At 71.0% G+C, this 15,805-nt stretch carries 16 protein-coding genes; 6 read left to right on the top strand and 10 right to left on the bottom strand.

Annotated elements, in window-relative coordinates; genetic code table 11:
- A partial coding sequence (locus VF557_05095; GenBank protein HEX8079562.1) for a hypothetical protein occupies window positions 1-266 on the top strand: 266 nt, incomplete at its 5' end.
- Between the two features lie 122 nt (window positions 267-388).
- Here the strand turns inward: VF557_05095 and VF557_05090 are convergent.
- Together VF557_05090 and guaB are read right to left on the bottom strand one after the other, a co-directional pair.
- Window positions 389-1,174: an isocitrate lyase/phosphoenolpyruvate mutase family protein gene (locus VF557_05090; GenBank protein ID HEX8079561.1), complete on the bottom strand. Its 786-nt coding sequence runs from the start codon at window positions 1,172-1,174 to the stop codon at window positions 389-391.
- A gap of 31 nt (window positions 1,175-1,205) precedes the next feature.
- Window positions 1,206-2,855, bottom strand: coding sequence for an IMP dehydrogenase (gene guaB, locus VF557_05085; protein HEX8079560.1), 1,650 nt, complete (start codon window positions 2,853-2,855; stop codon window positions 1,206-1,208).
- Between the two features lie 205 nt (window positions 2,856-3,060).
- Between guaB and VF557_05080 the strand changes: the two genes are divergently transcribed.
- From VF557_05080 to VF557_05065, 4 genes are all read left to right on the top strand, one after another.
- Window positions 3,061-3,918 carry an ABC transporter ATP-binding protein gene (locus VF557_05080; protein HEX8079559.1) on the top strand — a complete coding sequence of 286 codons (858 nt, stop codon included), beginning with the start codon at window positions 3,061-3,063 and terminating at the stop codon, window positions 3,916-3,918.
- A gap of 1 nt (window position 3,919) precedes the next feature.
- Window positions 3,920-6,523, top strand: coding sequence for an FtsX-like permease family protein (locus VF557_05075; GenBank protein ID HEX8079558.1), 2,604 nt, complete (start codon window positions 3,920-3,922; stop codon window positions 6,521-6,523).
- A gap of 160 nt (window positions 6,524-6,683) precedes the next feature.
- Complete coding sequence (locus VF557_05070) at window positions 6,684-7,076, top strand: DUF5319 domain-containing protein (protein ID HEX8079557.1); 393 nt, start codon at window positions 6,684-6,686, stop codon at window positions 7,074-7,076.
- A 271-nt stretch (window positions 7,077-7,347) separates the two neighbouring features.
- Complete coding sequence (locus VF557_05065; protein ID HEX8079556.1) at window positions 7,348-7,638, top strand: WhiB family transcriptional regulator; 291 nt, start codon at window positions 7,348-7,350, stop codon at window positions 7,636-7,638.
- 129 nt (window positions 7,639-7,767) lie between these two features.
- Here VF557_05065 and groL read toward each other — a convergent pair whose 3' ends face one another.
- Entirely contained in the window at window positions 7,768-9,393 is a 1,626-nt protein-coding gene (groL, locus tag VF557_05060; protein ID HEX8079555.1) for a chaperonin GroEL, read from the bottom strand.
- A 178-nt stretch (window positions 9,394-9,571) separates the two neighbouring features.
- Complete coding sequence (gene groES, locus VF557_05055) at window positions 9,572-9,883, bottom strand: co-chaperone GroES (protein ID HEX8079554.1); 312 nt, start codon at window positions 9,881-9,883, stop codon at window positions 9,572-9,574.
- Between the two features lie 182 nt (window positions 9,884-10,065).
- On the opposite strand from groES, the gene VF557_05050 reads away from it, so the two are divergent.
- Window positions 10,066-11,265 carry a hypothetical protein gene (locus VF557_05050; GenBank protein ID HEX8079553.1) on the top strand — a complete coding sequence of 400 codons (1,200 nt, stop codon included), beginning with the start codon at window positions 10,066-10,068 and terminating at the stop codon, window positions 11,263-11,265.
- Window positions 11,266-11,337: 72 nt separating this feature from the next.
- Here the strand turns inward: VF557_05050 and VF557_05045 are convergent, their stop codons facing one another.
- From VF557_05045 to tsaB, 6 genes are all read right to left on the bottom strand, one after another.
- Entirely contained in the window at window positions 11,338-12,567 is a 1,230-nt protein-coding gene (locus VF557_05045; protein ID HEX8079552.1) for a DUF4232 domain-containing protein, read from the bottom strand.
- A 24-nt stretch (window positions 12,568-12,591) separates the two neighbouring features.
- Window positions 12,592-13,128, bottom strand: a complete 537-nt coding sequence (locus tag VF557_05040) for a SigE family RNA polymerase sigma factor (protein ID HEX8079551.1) — start codon at window positions 13,126-13,128, stop codon at window positions 12,592-12,594.
- 10 nt (window positions 13,129-13,138) lie between these two features.
- Entirely contained in the window at window positions 13,139-13,402 is a 264-nt protein-coding gene (locus VF557_05035) for a hypothetical protein (GenBank protein HEX8079550.1), read from the bottom strand.
- Window positions 13,403-13,484: 82 nt separating this feature from the next.
- Window positions 13,485-14,528 (bottom strand): tRNA (adenosine(37)-N6)-threonylcarbamoyltransferase complex transferase subunit TsaD, encoded by a 1,044-nt coding sequence (tsaD, locus tag VF557_05030; protein HEX8079549.1) that lies wholly within the window; start codon window positions 14,526-14,528, stop codon window positions 13,485-13,487.
- Window positions 14,518-15,123: a GNAT family N-acetyltransferase gene (locus VF557_05025; GenBank protein HEX8079548.1), complete on the bottom strand. Its 606-nt coding sequence runs from the start codon at window positions 15,121-15,123 to the stop codon at window positions 14,518-14,520. The genes tsaD and VF557_05025 overlap by 11 nt, the downstream gene beginning before the upstream one ends.
- A complete protein-coding gene (gene tsaB, locus VF557_05020; GenBank protein ID HEX8079547.1) occupies window positions 15,120-15,803 on the bottom strand; it encodes a tRNA (adenosine(37)-N6)-threonylcarbamoyltransferase complex dimerization subunit type 1 TsaB in 684 nt (227 codons plus the stop codon). The genes VF557_05025 and tsaB overlap by 4 nt, the downstream gene beginning before the upstream one ends.
- Window positions 15,804-15,805: the final 2 nt, after the last annotated feature.

Raw genomic sequence — 15,805 nt, 5'->3', positions numbered from 1 at the left:
CCGCCGATGAAGTCAGCCAAGGTGTCGGGCGGCTCGAGGCATCAGGGCTGATGACAGTGAGCGGCACGTGCTTTGCGCTCACGAGCGATGGCCGAGCGCTGGTCGCACGCCGTACAGGCGGTCTGTTCGGGCAGGTTCGCTTGGTAGAGGCGCTGCTTCGTCGCCATGACCTCGTGGACCGGCGGTGGCGAGTTCCTGAGGGCGCACTCGACGCTGCCGTCGACGCCTATCAGCGCGGATGGCGCAAGGCGGATAGGGGCCGATAGCCGTTGCCAGGAACCGTGAGGAGTCATGCTGCGTCTCATGGCATGTCCCGTAGGTTCAGCATCTCTGCCCTACCGGTCCTGACGGCGTGCGAGACTCATCGACTGGGCAGCTGGCAAGTCCCTCAGCTGACGTTGCGGGCCCAGGCAGGCAGGCCGGCGCCGGCCAGCAGCTCGGTGCCGACGTCGGCCAGCGAGGTCATGGCCACCCGCTGCGACCACGGGCCGAAGGAGACCCGGGCCACGCCCAGCTCCGCCAGCTCGCGAGGTTCCGGCGTGCCGGGCAACGCCAGGATGCTCACCTTCTGCTGACCGATCCCGTCGACGAGTTGCCGCACCACCTCGGCGTCGAGCCGGCCCGGCACGAACACGCAGTCGGCACCGGCGTCCAGGAACGCCCGGCCACGCTCGATGGCGTCGGCCAGCAGCTCCGCCGGATCACGGCCACTGTCCAGCAGGTAGGCATCAGTGCGGGCGTTCAGCACGAACGGCACGCCCTCGGCCTCACCCGCCCGCACCGCGGCCCGAACCCCGGCCACCGCCTCGTCCAGCGGGCGCATCTCGTCCTCGATGTTCGCCCCCACCACGCCGACCCCGATGGCTTTGCGGATGGTCTCGGCGACATCGCCGTAGCCCGCCTCGAGGTCCGCGGTCACCGGCAGCGAAACCGCCGCCGCGATCCGGCCGACAGCCTCGATCATCAGCGCGGCAGGGATCTGCTCGCCGTCGGGGTAGCCGAACGACGCGGCGATCGAGTGGCTCGCGGTCGCCACCGCGCGGCAGCCCGGCAAGCCGGCGACGACCTTGGCACTGGCCACATCCCAGACATTGACCAGCACCAGCAGCTCAGGATCGGTGTGCAGGCGCCGGAGCTCGGCAGCCTTGTCGGCAAGGTTGTCTGCAAGGGTCATGCCCGCACCCTAGAGCAATGGACGGGCGCGGTCAGCGAGAGCTGTAGTTCGGCGCCTCGACGGTCATCCGGATGTCGTGGGGGTGTGATTCCTTCAGGCCGGCGGCGGTGATCCGGACGAACTGGCCGTTGCGCTGCAACTCATCGATGGTGTGCGCGCCCACGTAGAACATCGACTGCCGCAGCCCCCCGATCAGCTGGTAGGCCACCGCCGCGAGCGGGCCGCGGTAGGGCACCTGACCCTCGATCCCCTCCGGGATCAGCTTGTCGTTGTCGGTCACATCGCCCTGGAAGTACCGGTCCTTGGAATAGGACTTGGCCCGTCCCCGGGTCTGCATCGCCCCGAGCGAACCCATCCCCCGGTAGGACTTGAACTGCTTGCCGTTGATGAACACCAGCTCGCCGGGCGACTCCTCGCAGCCGGCCAGCAGCGAACCGAGCATCACCGTGTCGGCGCCGGCGGCCAGCGCCTTGGCGATGTCACCGGAATACTGCAGCCCGCCGTCGCCGATCACCGGCACCCCCGCCGGGCGGCAGGCCAGCGCCGCCTCGTAGATCGCGCTCACCTGCGGAACGCCGACCCCGGCGACCACCCTGGTGGTGCAGATAGAACCGGGGCCGACCCCGACCTTGACCCCGTCGGCGCCGGCGTCGACCAGTGCCTGGGCACCGGCCCGGGTGGCGACGTTGCCGCCGATGATGTCGACGTGCTCGGCCGCCGACTCCCGCTTCAACCGCCTGATCATGTCGGTGACACCGGAGGCATGCCCGTTGGCGGTGTCGACGATCAGAACGTCCACCCCGGCCTCGACCAGGGCCATCGCCCGCTTCCAGGCGTCATCGAAGAAGCCGACCGCGGCGCCGACCCGCAGCCGCCCGGAGGGGTCCTTGGTGGCCAGCGGGAACTGCTCGCTCTTGGTGAAGTCCTTGACGGTGATCAGGCCCTGCAGCCGGCCCGCGGCGTCGACCAGCGGCAGCTTCTCGATCTTGTGCTTGGCCAGCAGGCCCAGCGCCACGTCCTTGTGCACGCCGACCTGCGCGGTCACCAGCGGCATCGGCGTCATGACCTCGGAGACCCGGCGGGAGAAGTCGGTCTCGAAGCGCAGGTCCCGGTTGGTGATGATGCCCAGCAACAGGCCGTCGCCGTCGACCACCGGCAGTCCCGAGATGCGGTAGCGGGCGCACAGCGCGTCGACCTCGGCCAGCGTCGCCATCGGCGAGGTGGTCACCGGATGGGTGACCATGCCGGCCTCGGACCGCTTGACCAGGTCGGCCTGCTGGGCCTGCTCCTCGATCGAGAGGTTGCGATGCAGGATGCCGATGCCGCCCTGGCGGGCCATCGCGATCGCCAGCCGCGCCTCGGTGACGGTGTCCATCGCCGCCGATACCAGCGGCAGCTTCAAGGTGATGTTGCGCGACAGCCGCGCCGAGGTGTCGACCTCGCTCGGAATCACGTCAGTGGCCCCGGGCAGCAGCAGCACATCGTCGAAGGTGAGACCCAGGTTGGCGAATTTCGCTGGCACGCCCGCGCCCTGATCGGGCACGCTGTACCCGGGGACGGCGCTGTCATCCCACGCCCCGGGGCCAGCCGCGCCGTGCTCGGGAACCGCGCGATAATCAGCCATCGCGCTGGGCTCGGCAAGTGCGTTGGGATCAGGATCTGTTGGATGGTTGGTGTTCACGCGAACTCCTCGATGCCGGTAACCCATCCTAGGGCCGTTGGCCCTCAACCCCGGGTTGGGCGAGGCGCGGGTGAGCAAAAACTCAGGGCCGGATCAGGGTCACCCCTACTGCCCCGGCATGGCGGATCCGGAAGTCTGCACCTAGCAGCCAGGAAACACCCGGCCCGGCCAAGCATGGCGGGCCTACATCACCGAAAGGCTACCCATGAACTCGCCCGTCAGCACCCCTGCCGGAGCCAACCCTGCCGGCGCCACTCCTGCCGGAGCCAACCCCGCCGGAGCCGCCGACCGATCAGCGGCCGGCACGCCCACCGCCGCCGCCCAGCGCGGCATCGCCGCCCAGGCAATCGAGCTCAGCAAGATCTACGGCAGCGGTGACACCCAGGTTCGCGCGCTGAACGCCGTCTCGGCGGACTTCATCCGCGGTGAGTTCACCGCGATCATGGGCCCCTCCGGCTCGGGCAAGTCCACCCTGATGCACTGCCTGGCCGGCCTGGACACTGCCAGCTCGGGCTCGGTGCGGATCGGCGACACCGAGCTGACCGGCCTGTCGGACAAGAAGATGACCCAGCTCCGGCGGGACCGGGTCGGCTTCGTGTTCCAGGCGTTCAACCTGGTGCCGACGCTGACCGCCCTGGAGAACATCACGCTGCCCATGGACATCGCCGGCCGGCGCCGCAGCGCCGATGACCAGGCCTGGCTGGCGTCGGTGATCGACACCCTGGGCCTGGGTGACCGGCTCGGCCACCGGCCCTCCGAACTGTCCGGCGGCCAACAGCAACGGGTGGCCTGTGCCCGGGCGCTGGCCGGACGCCCGGAGATCATCTTCGGCGACGAGCCGACCGGCAACCTTGACTCCCGATCCTCCGGCGAGGTGATGGGCATCCTGCGCAGCTCGGTCAGCCAGCTCGGCCAGACCGTCGTGATCGTCACCCACGACCCGCGGGCGGCCAGCTACGCCGACCGGGTGGTCTTTCTGGACGACGGCCGGATCGTGGACGAGATGCGCGCGCCCACCGCCGACTCAGTGCTGGACCGCATGAAGAACCTAGAGCAGGTCTGAGATGTCGAGCGCGTCAAGCACCCTCACCAAGCCCGGCTCACCTGGCCCCGGCGGCAGCCAGCAAGCCCTCCCGCCGGCCAAGCCCGGCGCGGCGATGCGCACGGTGTCGCTGCGCAACCTGGCCGCGCACAAGGTCCGGCTGGCCCTCACCGTCCTCTCGGTGGTGCTCGGCACCGCCTTCGTGGCCGGCTCCTTCGTGTTCACCGACACCCTGCAGCGCACCTTTGACGGCATCTTCGAAGACGCCGCGGTGGGCGTGGACGTCCGGGTCTCCGCGCGGGAGGAGAACAGCAGCGGCGTTCCGCTGGCCGACCTGGACCGGCTGCGCGCGGTGCCCGGCGTCCGGGCGGCCGCGCCGGGCATCACCGGCCCGATCGTGCTGCTCGGCTCGGACGGCAAGGCCGTCCAGGGCGGCGGCGCGCCCAGCCTGGGGCTGTCCTACCTGCCCGTGGAGCAGCAGGTCGGTGAGCCCTTCGAGTTCACCGCCGGCGCGGCCCCCGCCCGGCCCGGCGAGATCGCGCTCAATCCCGGCGCGGCCAAGCTGGGCAAGCTGAGCGTCGGCGACCGCACCCGGGTGCTGGTGCCCTCCAAGGGCATCCAGGAGGTGACGCTGACCGGCATCTACGCCACCGAGACCGAGACCGGCGGCTACATCGGCGCCCTGTTCCCGCAGGAGCAGGCGCTGCAGCTGTTCACCGACGGCAAGCATGTCGGCTACATCGACCTCGCCGGCGACGGCGTCTCCCAGCAGGAACTGCGCGACCGGGTCGCCCAGGCGCTGCCGGGGCTGGAGGTCCAGACCGGCGACCAGGTCCGCCAGGACGCCAAGGCCGAGATCAGCGACGCCCTGAAGTTCATCAACTACTTCCTGCTCGCCTTCGGCGCGATCGCGTTGCTGGTCGGCACGTTCATCATCTACAACACCTTCTCGATGCTGGTGGCGCAGCGGCTCCGCGAGCTGGCGCTGCTGCGCGCGATCGGGGCCAGCCGGCGCCAGGTGAGCCGCTCGGTGCTGCTGGAAGCCAGCCTGGTCGGGCTGGTCGGCAGCGCCATCGGGATCGCCGGCGGCGTGGGCCTGGCCTACGGCCTGCGGGAGCTGCTCAACACCTTCAACGTCGGGTTGCCCGAGGGCCCGCTGCAACTGCGGCCGCGCACGATCATCATCGCCCTGGCCATCGGCATCGGCGTCACCCTGTTCAGCGCCTACTCCCCCGCCCGGCGGGCCGCCAAGATCGCTCCGGTGGCGGCGATGCGCGAGGAGTTCGCCTCGACCGGGACCTCGCTGCGCCGGCGCACCGCGTTCGGGGCGGTAGCCGCCCTGCTCGGGGCCCTGGGCCTGGTGGCCGGAGCGGTCGCCGACCCGGGCGGTGGCGCGGCCGCGCTGATCGGGCTGGGCGCGCTCGGCCTGATCCTGGGAGTGCTGCTCGGGGCGCCGGCGCTGTCCAGGCCGGTGATCGCCGTGATCGGCGCCGGTCTGGGGCCGGTCTTCGGCACGGTCGGCAGGCTGGCCAGGACCAACGCGGTGCGCAACCCCCGGCGGACCGCGGCGACCGCCTTCGCCCTGACCCTGGGCCTGATGCTGGTCACCACCATCGCGGTGTTCGGCGCCTCGGCCAAGAAGAGCATCAACGGCCTGATCGACAACGGCGTCACCGCCGACTACATCCTCACCGGACCCGACATGATCGGCCTACCGGTGGCGGCCGCGCAGGCGGCGGCCAAGGTCAACGGGGTGGCCGCCACGGTGGCGCTGCACACGGTGCAGGTCAAGATCGACGGCCGCACCGAGTACGGCACCGGGGTGAGCGGCCCGCTGCAGCAGGTGCTGCGGGTCCAGATGCTGCAGGGCAGCCCCGACCTGAGCGCCCGCAACCTGCTGGTGTCGCAGAAGTGGGCCGAGGACAACAACTGGAGCGTGGGCAGCACGGTGGCGATGCTCAGCGCCGACCAGAAAACCGTCAGCACCAGGATCGGCGGCATCTACGACGACAGCCAGCTGCTGGGCAACTGGCTGGCCTCCGACGCCCTGTACCGCGAGTTGACCCCGAGCCGGCTGCTGTCCGACGAGGTGGTGCTGGTCAAGGCCGCCCCGGGCGCTGACCTGGCCGCGCTGCGCACCGGGCTGGAGGAGGCGACCGACCCGCTGGTGGTCGTCCAGGTGCAGGACCGTGAGGAGTTCAAGGGCGAGGGCGCCAGCCAGATCAACGCGCTGCTGGCGGTGCTGTACGGGCTGCTGGCCCTGGCCATCGTGATCGCGGTGCTGGGCATCATCAACACCCTGGCGCTGTCGGTGGTGGAGCGCCGCCGCGAGATCGGCATGTTGCGGGCGGTCGGCGTGCTGCGACCGCAGCTGCGGCGCACCATCTACCTGGAGTCGATGCTGATCGCGGTGTTCGGGGCGATCGTCGGGGTGGCGATGGGGCTGACTTTCGGCACGCTGTTCGTCCGGACGCTGCGCGAGCAGGGCCTGGACCAGGTCTCGGTGCCGATCGGCCAGGCGGTTCTGATGCTGGTGCTGGCCGCGGTCGTCGGCGTGCTGGCCGCGCTGTGGCCCGCCGTCCGGGCGGCCCGGACGCCCCCGCTGGCCGCGATCGCCGACCTGTAGCCCACCGCCCGAACCCCAGCGCCGAGGCCGGCCTGCTGCCCCGAACGGGGCCGGCAGGCCGGCCTTCGGGCTCGCCCGGACGGACGAAGTTGCGAAAAACCAGAGGAAAAGAATTGGCAAGAATTAGAACGGAGCGGCCAACGAGCGTTACCTTTGACGGGTGACCTCTCGCGATTCGTACTTCGATCCGCACAGCGGACCGGTAGATCCGTTCCTGGGGGACCCCAACGACCCGTCCAATTTGCTGGACGATCTTGACCCGGTCGAGCCGCTGACCGACACCGATCTGCAAGAGATCGCCGCCGATCTGGCCGAGCTGACCGAGTTCGAAGCGGCTCTGAGCCCGCACGAGATTCACGGGATCGTCGTCGACTGCGCCGACTGCGGCGAGCAGCACTACTTCTCCTGGGCGCTGATGGCGGCCAACCTGCGCAGCCTGCTGGGCAACGGCCGGACCGGGGTGCACGAGCCCGCCGCCGAGCCGCTGACCGATGCCTACGTCAGCTGGGACTACGCGCGCGGGTTCACCGACGCGCTGGCTCACCGCAGCTGAGCCTCGTTCGGGCCAGCCTCGTTCGGGTGAGCCGCGCGCTCATCGCCCTGACCGATCCCTGACTGACGCCGTTGGCAATGTGCTGCCAGTCGCCGTGAAGCGCTTTCGGTCCCGCTATGCCGTCAAACCAGGCGCTTCCGGACAGCTCACTGACAGCGGGTGAAAAATTTCTGCTACTGGTTGCATACTCTGCGTCACCTTTCCCGCCCCCGGTCGTTGGATCGAGCACTTGGCACTTTTCTGCCAGTGCGGTTCGGCTCGGGAGGTAACGATGGCGGATGTGTCCCGCTTACCAGCGCCGCGTGCGGAGGACTGGGACTGGCAGATGCAAGGCGCCTGCAGGGGCCTGGATTCCTCAACGTTCTTTCACCCTGAAAACGAACGAGGGCCCTCCAGGGTACGGCGGGAACGAGCCGCCAAGCAGGTGTGCGCCCAGTGCCCGGTGGCTCAGGCGTGCCTGAACTGGGCGCTGCAGACCAGGGAGCCCTACGGGGTCTGGGGAGGCAAGTCCACCGAGGAGCGCGCTCAGCTGATCAGGATGCAGGCCAGTTACGCCAGCTGAGGGCGGCCCGAAAGACCAACTCCCCGCTCGCATGGCGGACGATGCGAGCGGGGAGTTCTTTCGGCCCGGGTGTGAGTTCGGCCCTGGTCTGACTAGTGGCGGTGCGTCTGGCTAGTGCGGTGCGTCTGGCTAGTGGCTGTGCGAGTGACCGCCGTGGCCGTGCGAGTGCGACTCGGGCTCCGGCTCGGCCGGCTTCTCCACGATGGCGGACTCGGTCGAGAGCAGCAGCCCGGCGACCGAGGCCGCGTTGGCCAGCGCCGCCTTGGTGACCTTGACCGGGTCCACGACGCCGGCTTCGAGCAGGTTCTCGTACTTGCCGGTCGCGGCGTTGAGCCCGAAGTTCTGCTCCAGCTCACGGACCTTGCTGACCACCACGTAACCCTCGTGGCCGGCGTTGTTGGCGATCCAGCGCAGCGGCTCGACCAGGGCGTCGCGGACGATGTTGGCCCCGGTGGCCTCGTCGCCGGTCAGGCCCAGCTCGGTCAGGGACGGCAGCGCGTGCACCAGCGCGGCGCCGCCGCCGGCGATGATGCCCTGCTCCACCGCGGCGCGGGTCGCCGAGATCGCGTCCTCGATGCGGTGCTTCTTCTCCTTGAGCTCGACCTCGGTGGAAGCGCCGACCTTGATGACGCCGACACCGCCTGCCAGCTTGGCCAGGCGCTCCTGGAGCTTCTCGCGGTCCCAGTCAGAGTCGGTGGACTCGATCTCGGCCTTGATCTGAGCGACCCGGGCCTCGATGTCGGCCTGGCTGCCGGCGCCATGGGTGATCGTGGTCAGGTCCTTGGTGACCACGACCCGGCCGGCTGAGCCGAGGTCCTCCAGGCCGATCTGGTCGAGCTTGAGCCCGACCTCGGGCGAGATGACCTGGGCTCCGGTGACGATGGCCAGGTCCTGCAGGAAGGCCTTGCGGCGGTCGCCGAAGTACGGCGCCTTGACCGCGACCACCGAGAAGGTCTTGCGGATGGCGTTGACCACCAGGGTGGACAGCGCCTCGCCGTCGACGTCCTCGGCCAGGATCAGCAGCGGCTTGTTCGCCTGGATGACCTTCTCCAGCACCGGCAGCAGGTCGGCGATCGAGGAGATCTTCTGGGTGGTGATCAGCAGGTACGGGTCGTCGAAGGAGGCGACGAGGTTTTCCATGTCGGTCACGAAGTAGGGCGAGATGTAGCCCTTGTCGAACTGCATGCCCTCGGTGAACTCGAGCTCGGTGGCGAGGGTGTTGGACTCCTCGACGGTGATCACGCCGTCGTTGCCGACCTTGGTCATGGCCTGGCCGATCAGGGCGCCGATCTGGGCGTCCTGGGCGGAGATGGTGCCGACGTGAGCGATGCCCTGCTCACCCTCGACCGGGGTGGCGGCCGCGTCCAGCGCCTTGCAGACCGCGTCGACGGCCAGGTCGATACCGCGCTTCAGGCCGCCCGGGCTGGCGCCCGCGGCGATGTTGCGCAGGCCTGAGTTGACCATGGCCTGGGCCAGCACGGTGGCGGTGGTGGTGCCGTCACCGGCGACGTCGTTGGTCTTGGTGGCCACCGACTTCACCAACTGCGCGCCCAGGTTCTCGAACGGGTCGCTCAGCTCGATCTCACGGGCGATGGTGACGCCGTCGTTGGTGATCAGCGGCGCGCCGTAGGACTTGTCCAGCACCACGTTGCGGCCTCGCGGGCCGAGCGTGACCTTGACGGTGTTGGCCAGTTTGTCGACGCCGCGCTCGAGCGCACGCCGGGCGTCCTCGTTGAAGCTGAGGAGCTTCGCCATGAATGGTTCCTCTCTGTGCTGTGGGTCTCGCGTGCTGTGAGGCGGCGAGGTGGATCCGCGGCTGTCAGCCAGGCTCGCGGCAAGGCGGCAAGGCGGCCGAGGCGGCCAAAGGGCCGGCGGGATCGCTAAGCCGAGAACGCCCCGGGGCGCAGCGCGCTCCGGGGCATCTCAGAAGGTGTTACTTGACGATGACAGCGAGGACGTCGCGCGCCGACAGGACCAGGTACTCCTGGCCGGCGTACTTGACCTCGGTGCCGCCGTACTTGGAGTACAGCACGACATCGCCTTCGGAGACGTCGATCGGGATGCGGTTGCCCTTGTCGTCGACACGACCGGGACCGACCGCGAGGACGGTGCCCTCCTGGGGCTTCTCCTTGGCGGTGTCGGGAATGACGATGCCGGAAGCGGTGGTGGTCTCGGCTTCCAGAGCCTGGACGACGATGCGGTCCTCAAGCGGCTTGATGTTGACCTTGGTGGCGGTCACGCTCAGCTCCCCTCCTGGGGTCTTACGGGTAATGGAGATGTCTGTGTTCGGATGTCGGCCGGGGCTGCCGTCGCGGGGGTCAGCCATGCCTTGACTAGCACTCTAGCCCTGAGAGTGCCAGCGCTCAACACCGGGTGCGCCACGCCTCACGCGGCGGCCGGTCAACTGGAATAGGACACACTTGCCGGGTGCTCCCCGAGTCCAGTGACCAGGTCCTCGAGTTCACCGGCCCCGCCGGCCGGGCTGAGCTGGAGCGGGCGATCGGGCTGGCCGAGTCGGTGACCGAGACCGACCCGGTCCGCCGGGCGGCCGCCGTGCGCCGGCTGCTGCCGCCGGAGCTGGCCACCGCGGCGCTGACCCAGGCCCGCCTGCGGGCCGCCGCCAGGGCGAAGTTCGGCGACCTGGCCGCGACGATGCTGTTCACCGCCGACGGCCTGGAGCAGGCCACCCGGATCGAGGTCGCCGACCACCGGGCCGCCCGGTTCGCCGCCGCCGGGCTGGGCTCGGTGCTGGACCTGTGCTGTGGCATCGGCTCCGACGCGCTGGCCTTCGCCCGGGCCGGGTTGCGGGTCGAGGGGATCGAGCGGGACCCGGCCACCGCGGCGCTGGCCGCCGCCAACACCGCCGGGCAACCGGTGCGGATCAGCCTCGGTTCGGCCGAGCAGGCCGGCTGGCGCCACGCCGAGTCGGTGTTCCTGGATCCGGCCAGGCGCGGCGCCCACGGGCGCACCTTCGACCCGGCCGCCTACTCGCCGAGCTTCGAGTTCGTGCTGCGGGTGCTGGACGGCGAGCGGCCGGCGGCGGCCAAGCTCGGCCCGGGTATCGGGCACGCCCTGATACCGCCGGACCTGGAGGCCGAGTGGGTGTCCTTCGGCGGCGGGGTGAAGGAGGCGGTGCTGTGGTCGGCGGGGTTCACCACCGCTGGCATCCGGCGCCGTGCCACGGTACTGCCGGCCGGCCTGTGGCTGACCGACGCCGACCCCGCCGAGCCGCGGGTCGGACCGGTGGGTCGCTACCTCTACGAGCCCGACGGCGCGGTGATCAGGGCGGGGCTGGTGCGGCAACTGGCCGCGCTGCTGCCCGGCGGCCGCCGGATCGCCGAGCAGCTGGCCTACCTGTCGGCCGACGCGCCCGCCGGCGGCCCCGCGGCGGGGCTGGCCAGGGGCTTCGAGGTGCTGGACGTGCTGCCGTACTCGCTCAAGCGGCTGCGAGCCGAGCTGGCCCGGCGGCAGGTCGGGGTCCTCGAGATCAAGAAACGCGGCGTGGACATCGACCCGGCCGTGCTGCGTCGCGAGCTCAAGCCGGCCGGGCCGAACTCGATCACGGTGCTGCTGGCCCGGGTCGGCGAGAAGCACCTGGCGATCTTGGCCGAGCCAGTGACCCGGTGACGGTGACCCGTGACCGTGACTGGGTGATCGGGTGACGGGTGACCCGGTGAACGGTGACCCGGTGGCCATCGGTCAGTCCGAGCCCCGGGCATTGCCGACCAGCGGGTGCACCACCAGCCCGCAGCCGGCCACCTCGGCCGGCAGCCGGTCCAGCGACACCCCGTTGGGCAGGGTCACCGCCAGCTGATCCGAGCGCAGGCAGGAGCCGGCCGCCGCCCGCGAACTCTGCTCGATGACCGCCGACGCGGTAGCACCCCGGGTGAGGATGATGATCGGCGGCGCCTTCTGCCGGCTGACACCGCCGGCCGGCCCGTTCATGGTGGGCGTCGCCGTGCTCAGGATGTCGCCGTCGCGCTGCGCGCTCACCCGCGGAAAGCCCTCCAGCGCGCAAGCTGCGTCGCTGCGGCTACCGGTGACCGGATCCGTCCGCCCCTGATTGCGCAGCGACAGCCGCCAGGCCGGCGCGGCAGCATCGGGCAGCGGGGTCAGCGTCACCTCCAGGTGCTCGCGCAGGCACGGCTCGACCACGAAATAGCTCGAGTCGTCAGTGGGATTGGACAGGTCCACCACCGCCCGGCGGATCTCGCCGGGCACGCCGCCGGGACGGTGGACCGAGAACTGGATGTACGCCGTCGCCCCGGCGCTCAGGGATTCCAGATGCTCGTAGGCGTTCGGGTGCGGCAGGGTCTGCATGTACTGCCACTTGCCCGCGGCCAGCTGGAACATCTGCACCTCGCTGGCCGAGCGCCGACCGTCCGGCGCGACGCACAGGTACTCGAAGAGATAGCCCTCCACGTCGCTCAACAGCTTGAAGCGGTCGGACTGGCCGACCGTCAGCTTGCTGCCCGGGATCGTGGCGCAGTCCAACCGCTGGCCGGCGTAGGCCGGGGGCGCCACCGGCTTGGCCTCGGCCGAGAGGTCCGCCCCCGGCGCCGGCTGCCCCGCTGACCCGGCCGTTGCGCCGCCGGCCGCCGCGTCATCCTGCTGCCGCTGGCTGACCTGGTCCTGACTCGCCTCGGTGGCCGTCTGGCCCGCGTTGCGGTTACGGAAGGAGTTGATGCCGGCAACCGAGATCAGCAGCACCCCGACGACCGCGGCGGCCATCAGGTGCTGCAAGGACAACCGGCGTCGCGGGCGCGGCTCGGCGCTGGATTCGGGCGCCTCGTCGTGCAGGCCGAGCGCTGTCACCGTGCCCACCGTCTCGGCCAGGATCCGGTCGACCGTCGCGTTGGGCTCGGGGGCCTCCAGCGCGTGGAACAGCAGCACCGAGCGCAGCTCGTCCGTCAAGGTCTTAGCGGTCATGGCAGTGCTCCACGCCTGTCGTGTTCATGTCACGTTCCTCAGATACCGCGCGCTGACGGTGTCGTCAGCGAAGTTCCCGGCCGTGCGCAAGGTGCTCAGAGCCCGGCTGATCAGGCTGCGTACGGTGCCCACCCGGCATTCCAGGACGCCGGCGACCTCGTCATCGGGCAGGTCGTGGAAGAACCGCAGCACCAACGCCGCCCGCTGCCGCTCGGACAGCTCGCCCATCAGCGTCCACAGGGCGATCCGCTCGTCCACCTCAGCGGTCCGGTCCCGGACGACCGGGCGATCCGAGACCCGCTCCTTGGCCGCGTCGAAACGCACCTCGGTCGCCGACATCCGCCGCCGACCGGCCAGGAACCGGTTCACCACCGCCTTGCGGACGTAGGCCAGCTGGTGATCGGCGAACTCCACCTGCTGCCAGCGCGGGTAGAGCCAGGCCAGGGTGTCCTGCACCAGCTCCTCGGCCTCGCCCGCATTGCGGGTCAGCAGGTAGGCGGTCTTGAGCAGCGCCGGGGTGTGTTCGCGGACGAACGCCGTGAAACGCTCGTCCGAATCCATCCCAGCCTCCTCACTCTTCTTGATGCGACGACCCGGCCCAACCATTGCCTACTTCGTCGAACTGCCATGCGTGCGCCGGCCGCGCGATCAGATTCGGCGGGACGCCGGCCAGCCGGTCGATGACCTCACCGGTCGGGTCCAGCACCACCACCCGCGGCTCGCCACCGGCGCTGCGATAGACCTGGGCGCTGCCGTCGAGCCGGGGCAGCAGCCAGGCCAGCAACTGCTCCAGCTGCCCGTCGGCGGCCCGGACCTCCCACATGGTGACAGTCATCGGAACGCGGTGGCAGTTCTGCGGGCGCAACGCGCCGCCGGGGACGGCGCGGGCGGGGACCGCAGCAGCAAGGGACAGGCCATCAGAACAGCACCTCGGTGATCGACATGGACGAGTCGGCCGGGACGTCGAGCCGGCTCGGAGTGGCGCCATGGGCGACCAGTTGCGCGCCCAGGGCAGCCACCATCGCGCCGTTGTCGGTGCACAGCCCCGGGCGGGGCACCCGCAACCGCAGCCCGGCCCGCTCGCAGCGCTGCGCGGTCAGCTCCCGCAACCGCGAATTGGCCGCCACCCCGCCACCGAGCAGCAGGTACTCGATGCCGGCCTCGGTGGCCGCGCGCACCGCCTTGGCGCTCAGCACGTCCACCACCGCCTCCTGGAAGCTGGCCGCCACATCAGCCACCGGCACCGGCTCACCGGCCCGTTCCCGGGCCTCCACCCAGCGGGCCACGGCGGTCTTCAGGCCGGAGAACGAGAACGCCAGCGGGTCGTCGCGCACCCCGGTCAGGCCACGCGGAAAGGCGATGGCGTCCCGGTCGCCGTCCCGGGCGGCCCGGTCGATCAGCGGCCCGCCGGGAAAGCCCAGGCCGAGCAGCCGGGCCACCTTGTCGAATGCCTCGCCGGCGGCGTCGTCCAGGGTGGCGCCCAGCTCGGTCAGCTCCTGCCCGCCTACCCGGGGCACCCGCAGGATCGAGGAGTGCCCGCCGGAGACCAGCAACGCGATGCAGGCCTGCTCCAGCGGGCCGTTGTCCAGCAGGTCCACCGAGACGTGCGCCGACAGGTGGTTCACCGCGTACAGCGGCTTGTCCAGGGCCAGCGCGTAGGCCTTGGCCGCCGCCACCCCGACCAGCAGCGCGCCGGCCAGGCCCGGACCGGCGGTGACCGCGATGGCATCGATATCACCCAGCGCCACCCCGGCCTCGGCGCAGGCCCGGTGCACGGTCGGCACCATCGCCTGCAGGTGCGCCCGGCTGGCCACCTCGGGCACCACCCCGCCGAAGCGGGCGTGCTCGGCGACGCTGGAGGCGACCGCGTCGGCCAGCAGCTCGGTGCCGCGGACGATGCCGACCCCGGTCTCGTCGCAGGAGGTCTCGATGCCGAGCACCAGCGGCTGGTCAGCCCTCATCGCCCGTCACCTCCGGCGCAGGACGCTCGATCTCATAGCGCATGGTGATCGCGTCCACCCGGCCCTGCTCGTAGTAGCCGCGCCGCCGACCGAGCACGGTGAAGCCCTCGGTGGCGTACAGCCGCTGGGCGGGCTCGTTGTCCTCCCGCACCTCCAGCAGCACCTCGCCGGCGCGGCGCCGGCGTGCTTCGGCGATCAGCGCCCGGACCAGCAGCCGGCCTACCCCGGTGCGCCGGGCGGGCGGCAGCACCGCGAGGGTGAGGATCTGAGAGGTCTCGCCGATCGTCAGCAGCCCGCCGGTGCCCAGGAGGTGGCTGCCGGGAGGCTCGGCGGCTTCCTCGGCCACGCTCTCGGCGACTTTCTCCGCGACGCTCTCGGCGACTTTCTCCGCGACCAGATAATGGCGTTGCTTCCGGTCGGACAGCTCTTCGAGGTAACCCCGCCGGGACCAGGCCTCGGGGCCGAACATCTCCTGCTCATACCGCAGCAGGACGTCCAGGTCGGAGATCCGCATCCGCCGCAACCGGACCTCCGGCGTCAGCGGCCCGGCCGCGGCACTCATGTCCTCAGCGCGCTCGCTGCGATCCTCGCTCATGTCCCCACCGGCTTGCGGGCGGCCGGCGCCACCGCGTCTGGGCGGCGCAGGTACAGCGGGGTCAGCGCCTCGCCGGGGGCCCGGTTCAGCACCCGGCCGGCCGCGCAGGCCGCCAGCCCGGCGACGCCCGGGTAGTCGCCCGCCAGCAACGGCAGCCCCAGGATGTCGGCGTACAGCCGGGCGCCGGCCCCGGCCATCGCGGGCGTCCCGCCGACCAGCCCGCCACCCGGCTCGGTGACCAGCTCGGCCGGTTTGGAGACAGCCGGCTCGCCGATCCGCCCACCGTGGCGGTAGCGCGCCCAGTAGACCTCCTTGCGGCGGGCGTCACCGGCCACCAGCAGGTCCTCCCGCTCAGGGTGCGCGGCGGCGATCGCGTCCAGCGAGCAGACGCCGTAACCGGGCCGGCCGGTGGCGTCGGCAAGCGCGGCGGCGGTCATCAAGCCGACCCGCAGGCCGGTGAACGGGCCGGGGCCCAGGCCGGCCACCACCGCCGACAGGTCAGCTATCCCGACCCCGGCCTCGGCCAGGCAGGCCCGCAGCGACGGGGTGAGCTGCTCGGCGTGCGCCCGGGCGTCCACCGTCACCCGCTCGGCCAGCACGACCGGGTCCGCGCCGTCGGCGAACTCCACCAGGCCCGCCGTCACCGCCGCGGACGAGGTGTCCAGAACCAGAGCCAGCACCC

The sequence above is a fragment of the Jatrophihabitans sp. genome (genome assembly GCA_036389035.1).
GTDB lineage: Bacteria > Actinomycetota > Actinomycetes > Mycobacteriales > Jatrophihabitantaceae > Jatrophihabitans_A.
Note: the sequence above shows the minus strand (reverse complement) of the source record. Positions and strands in the feature narration are given on the sequence as shown.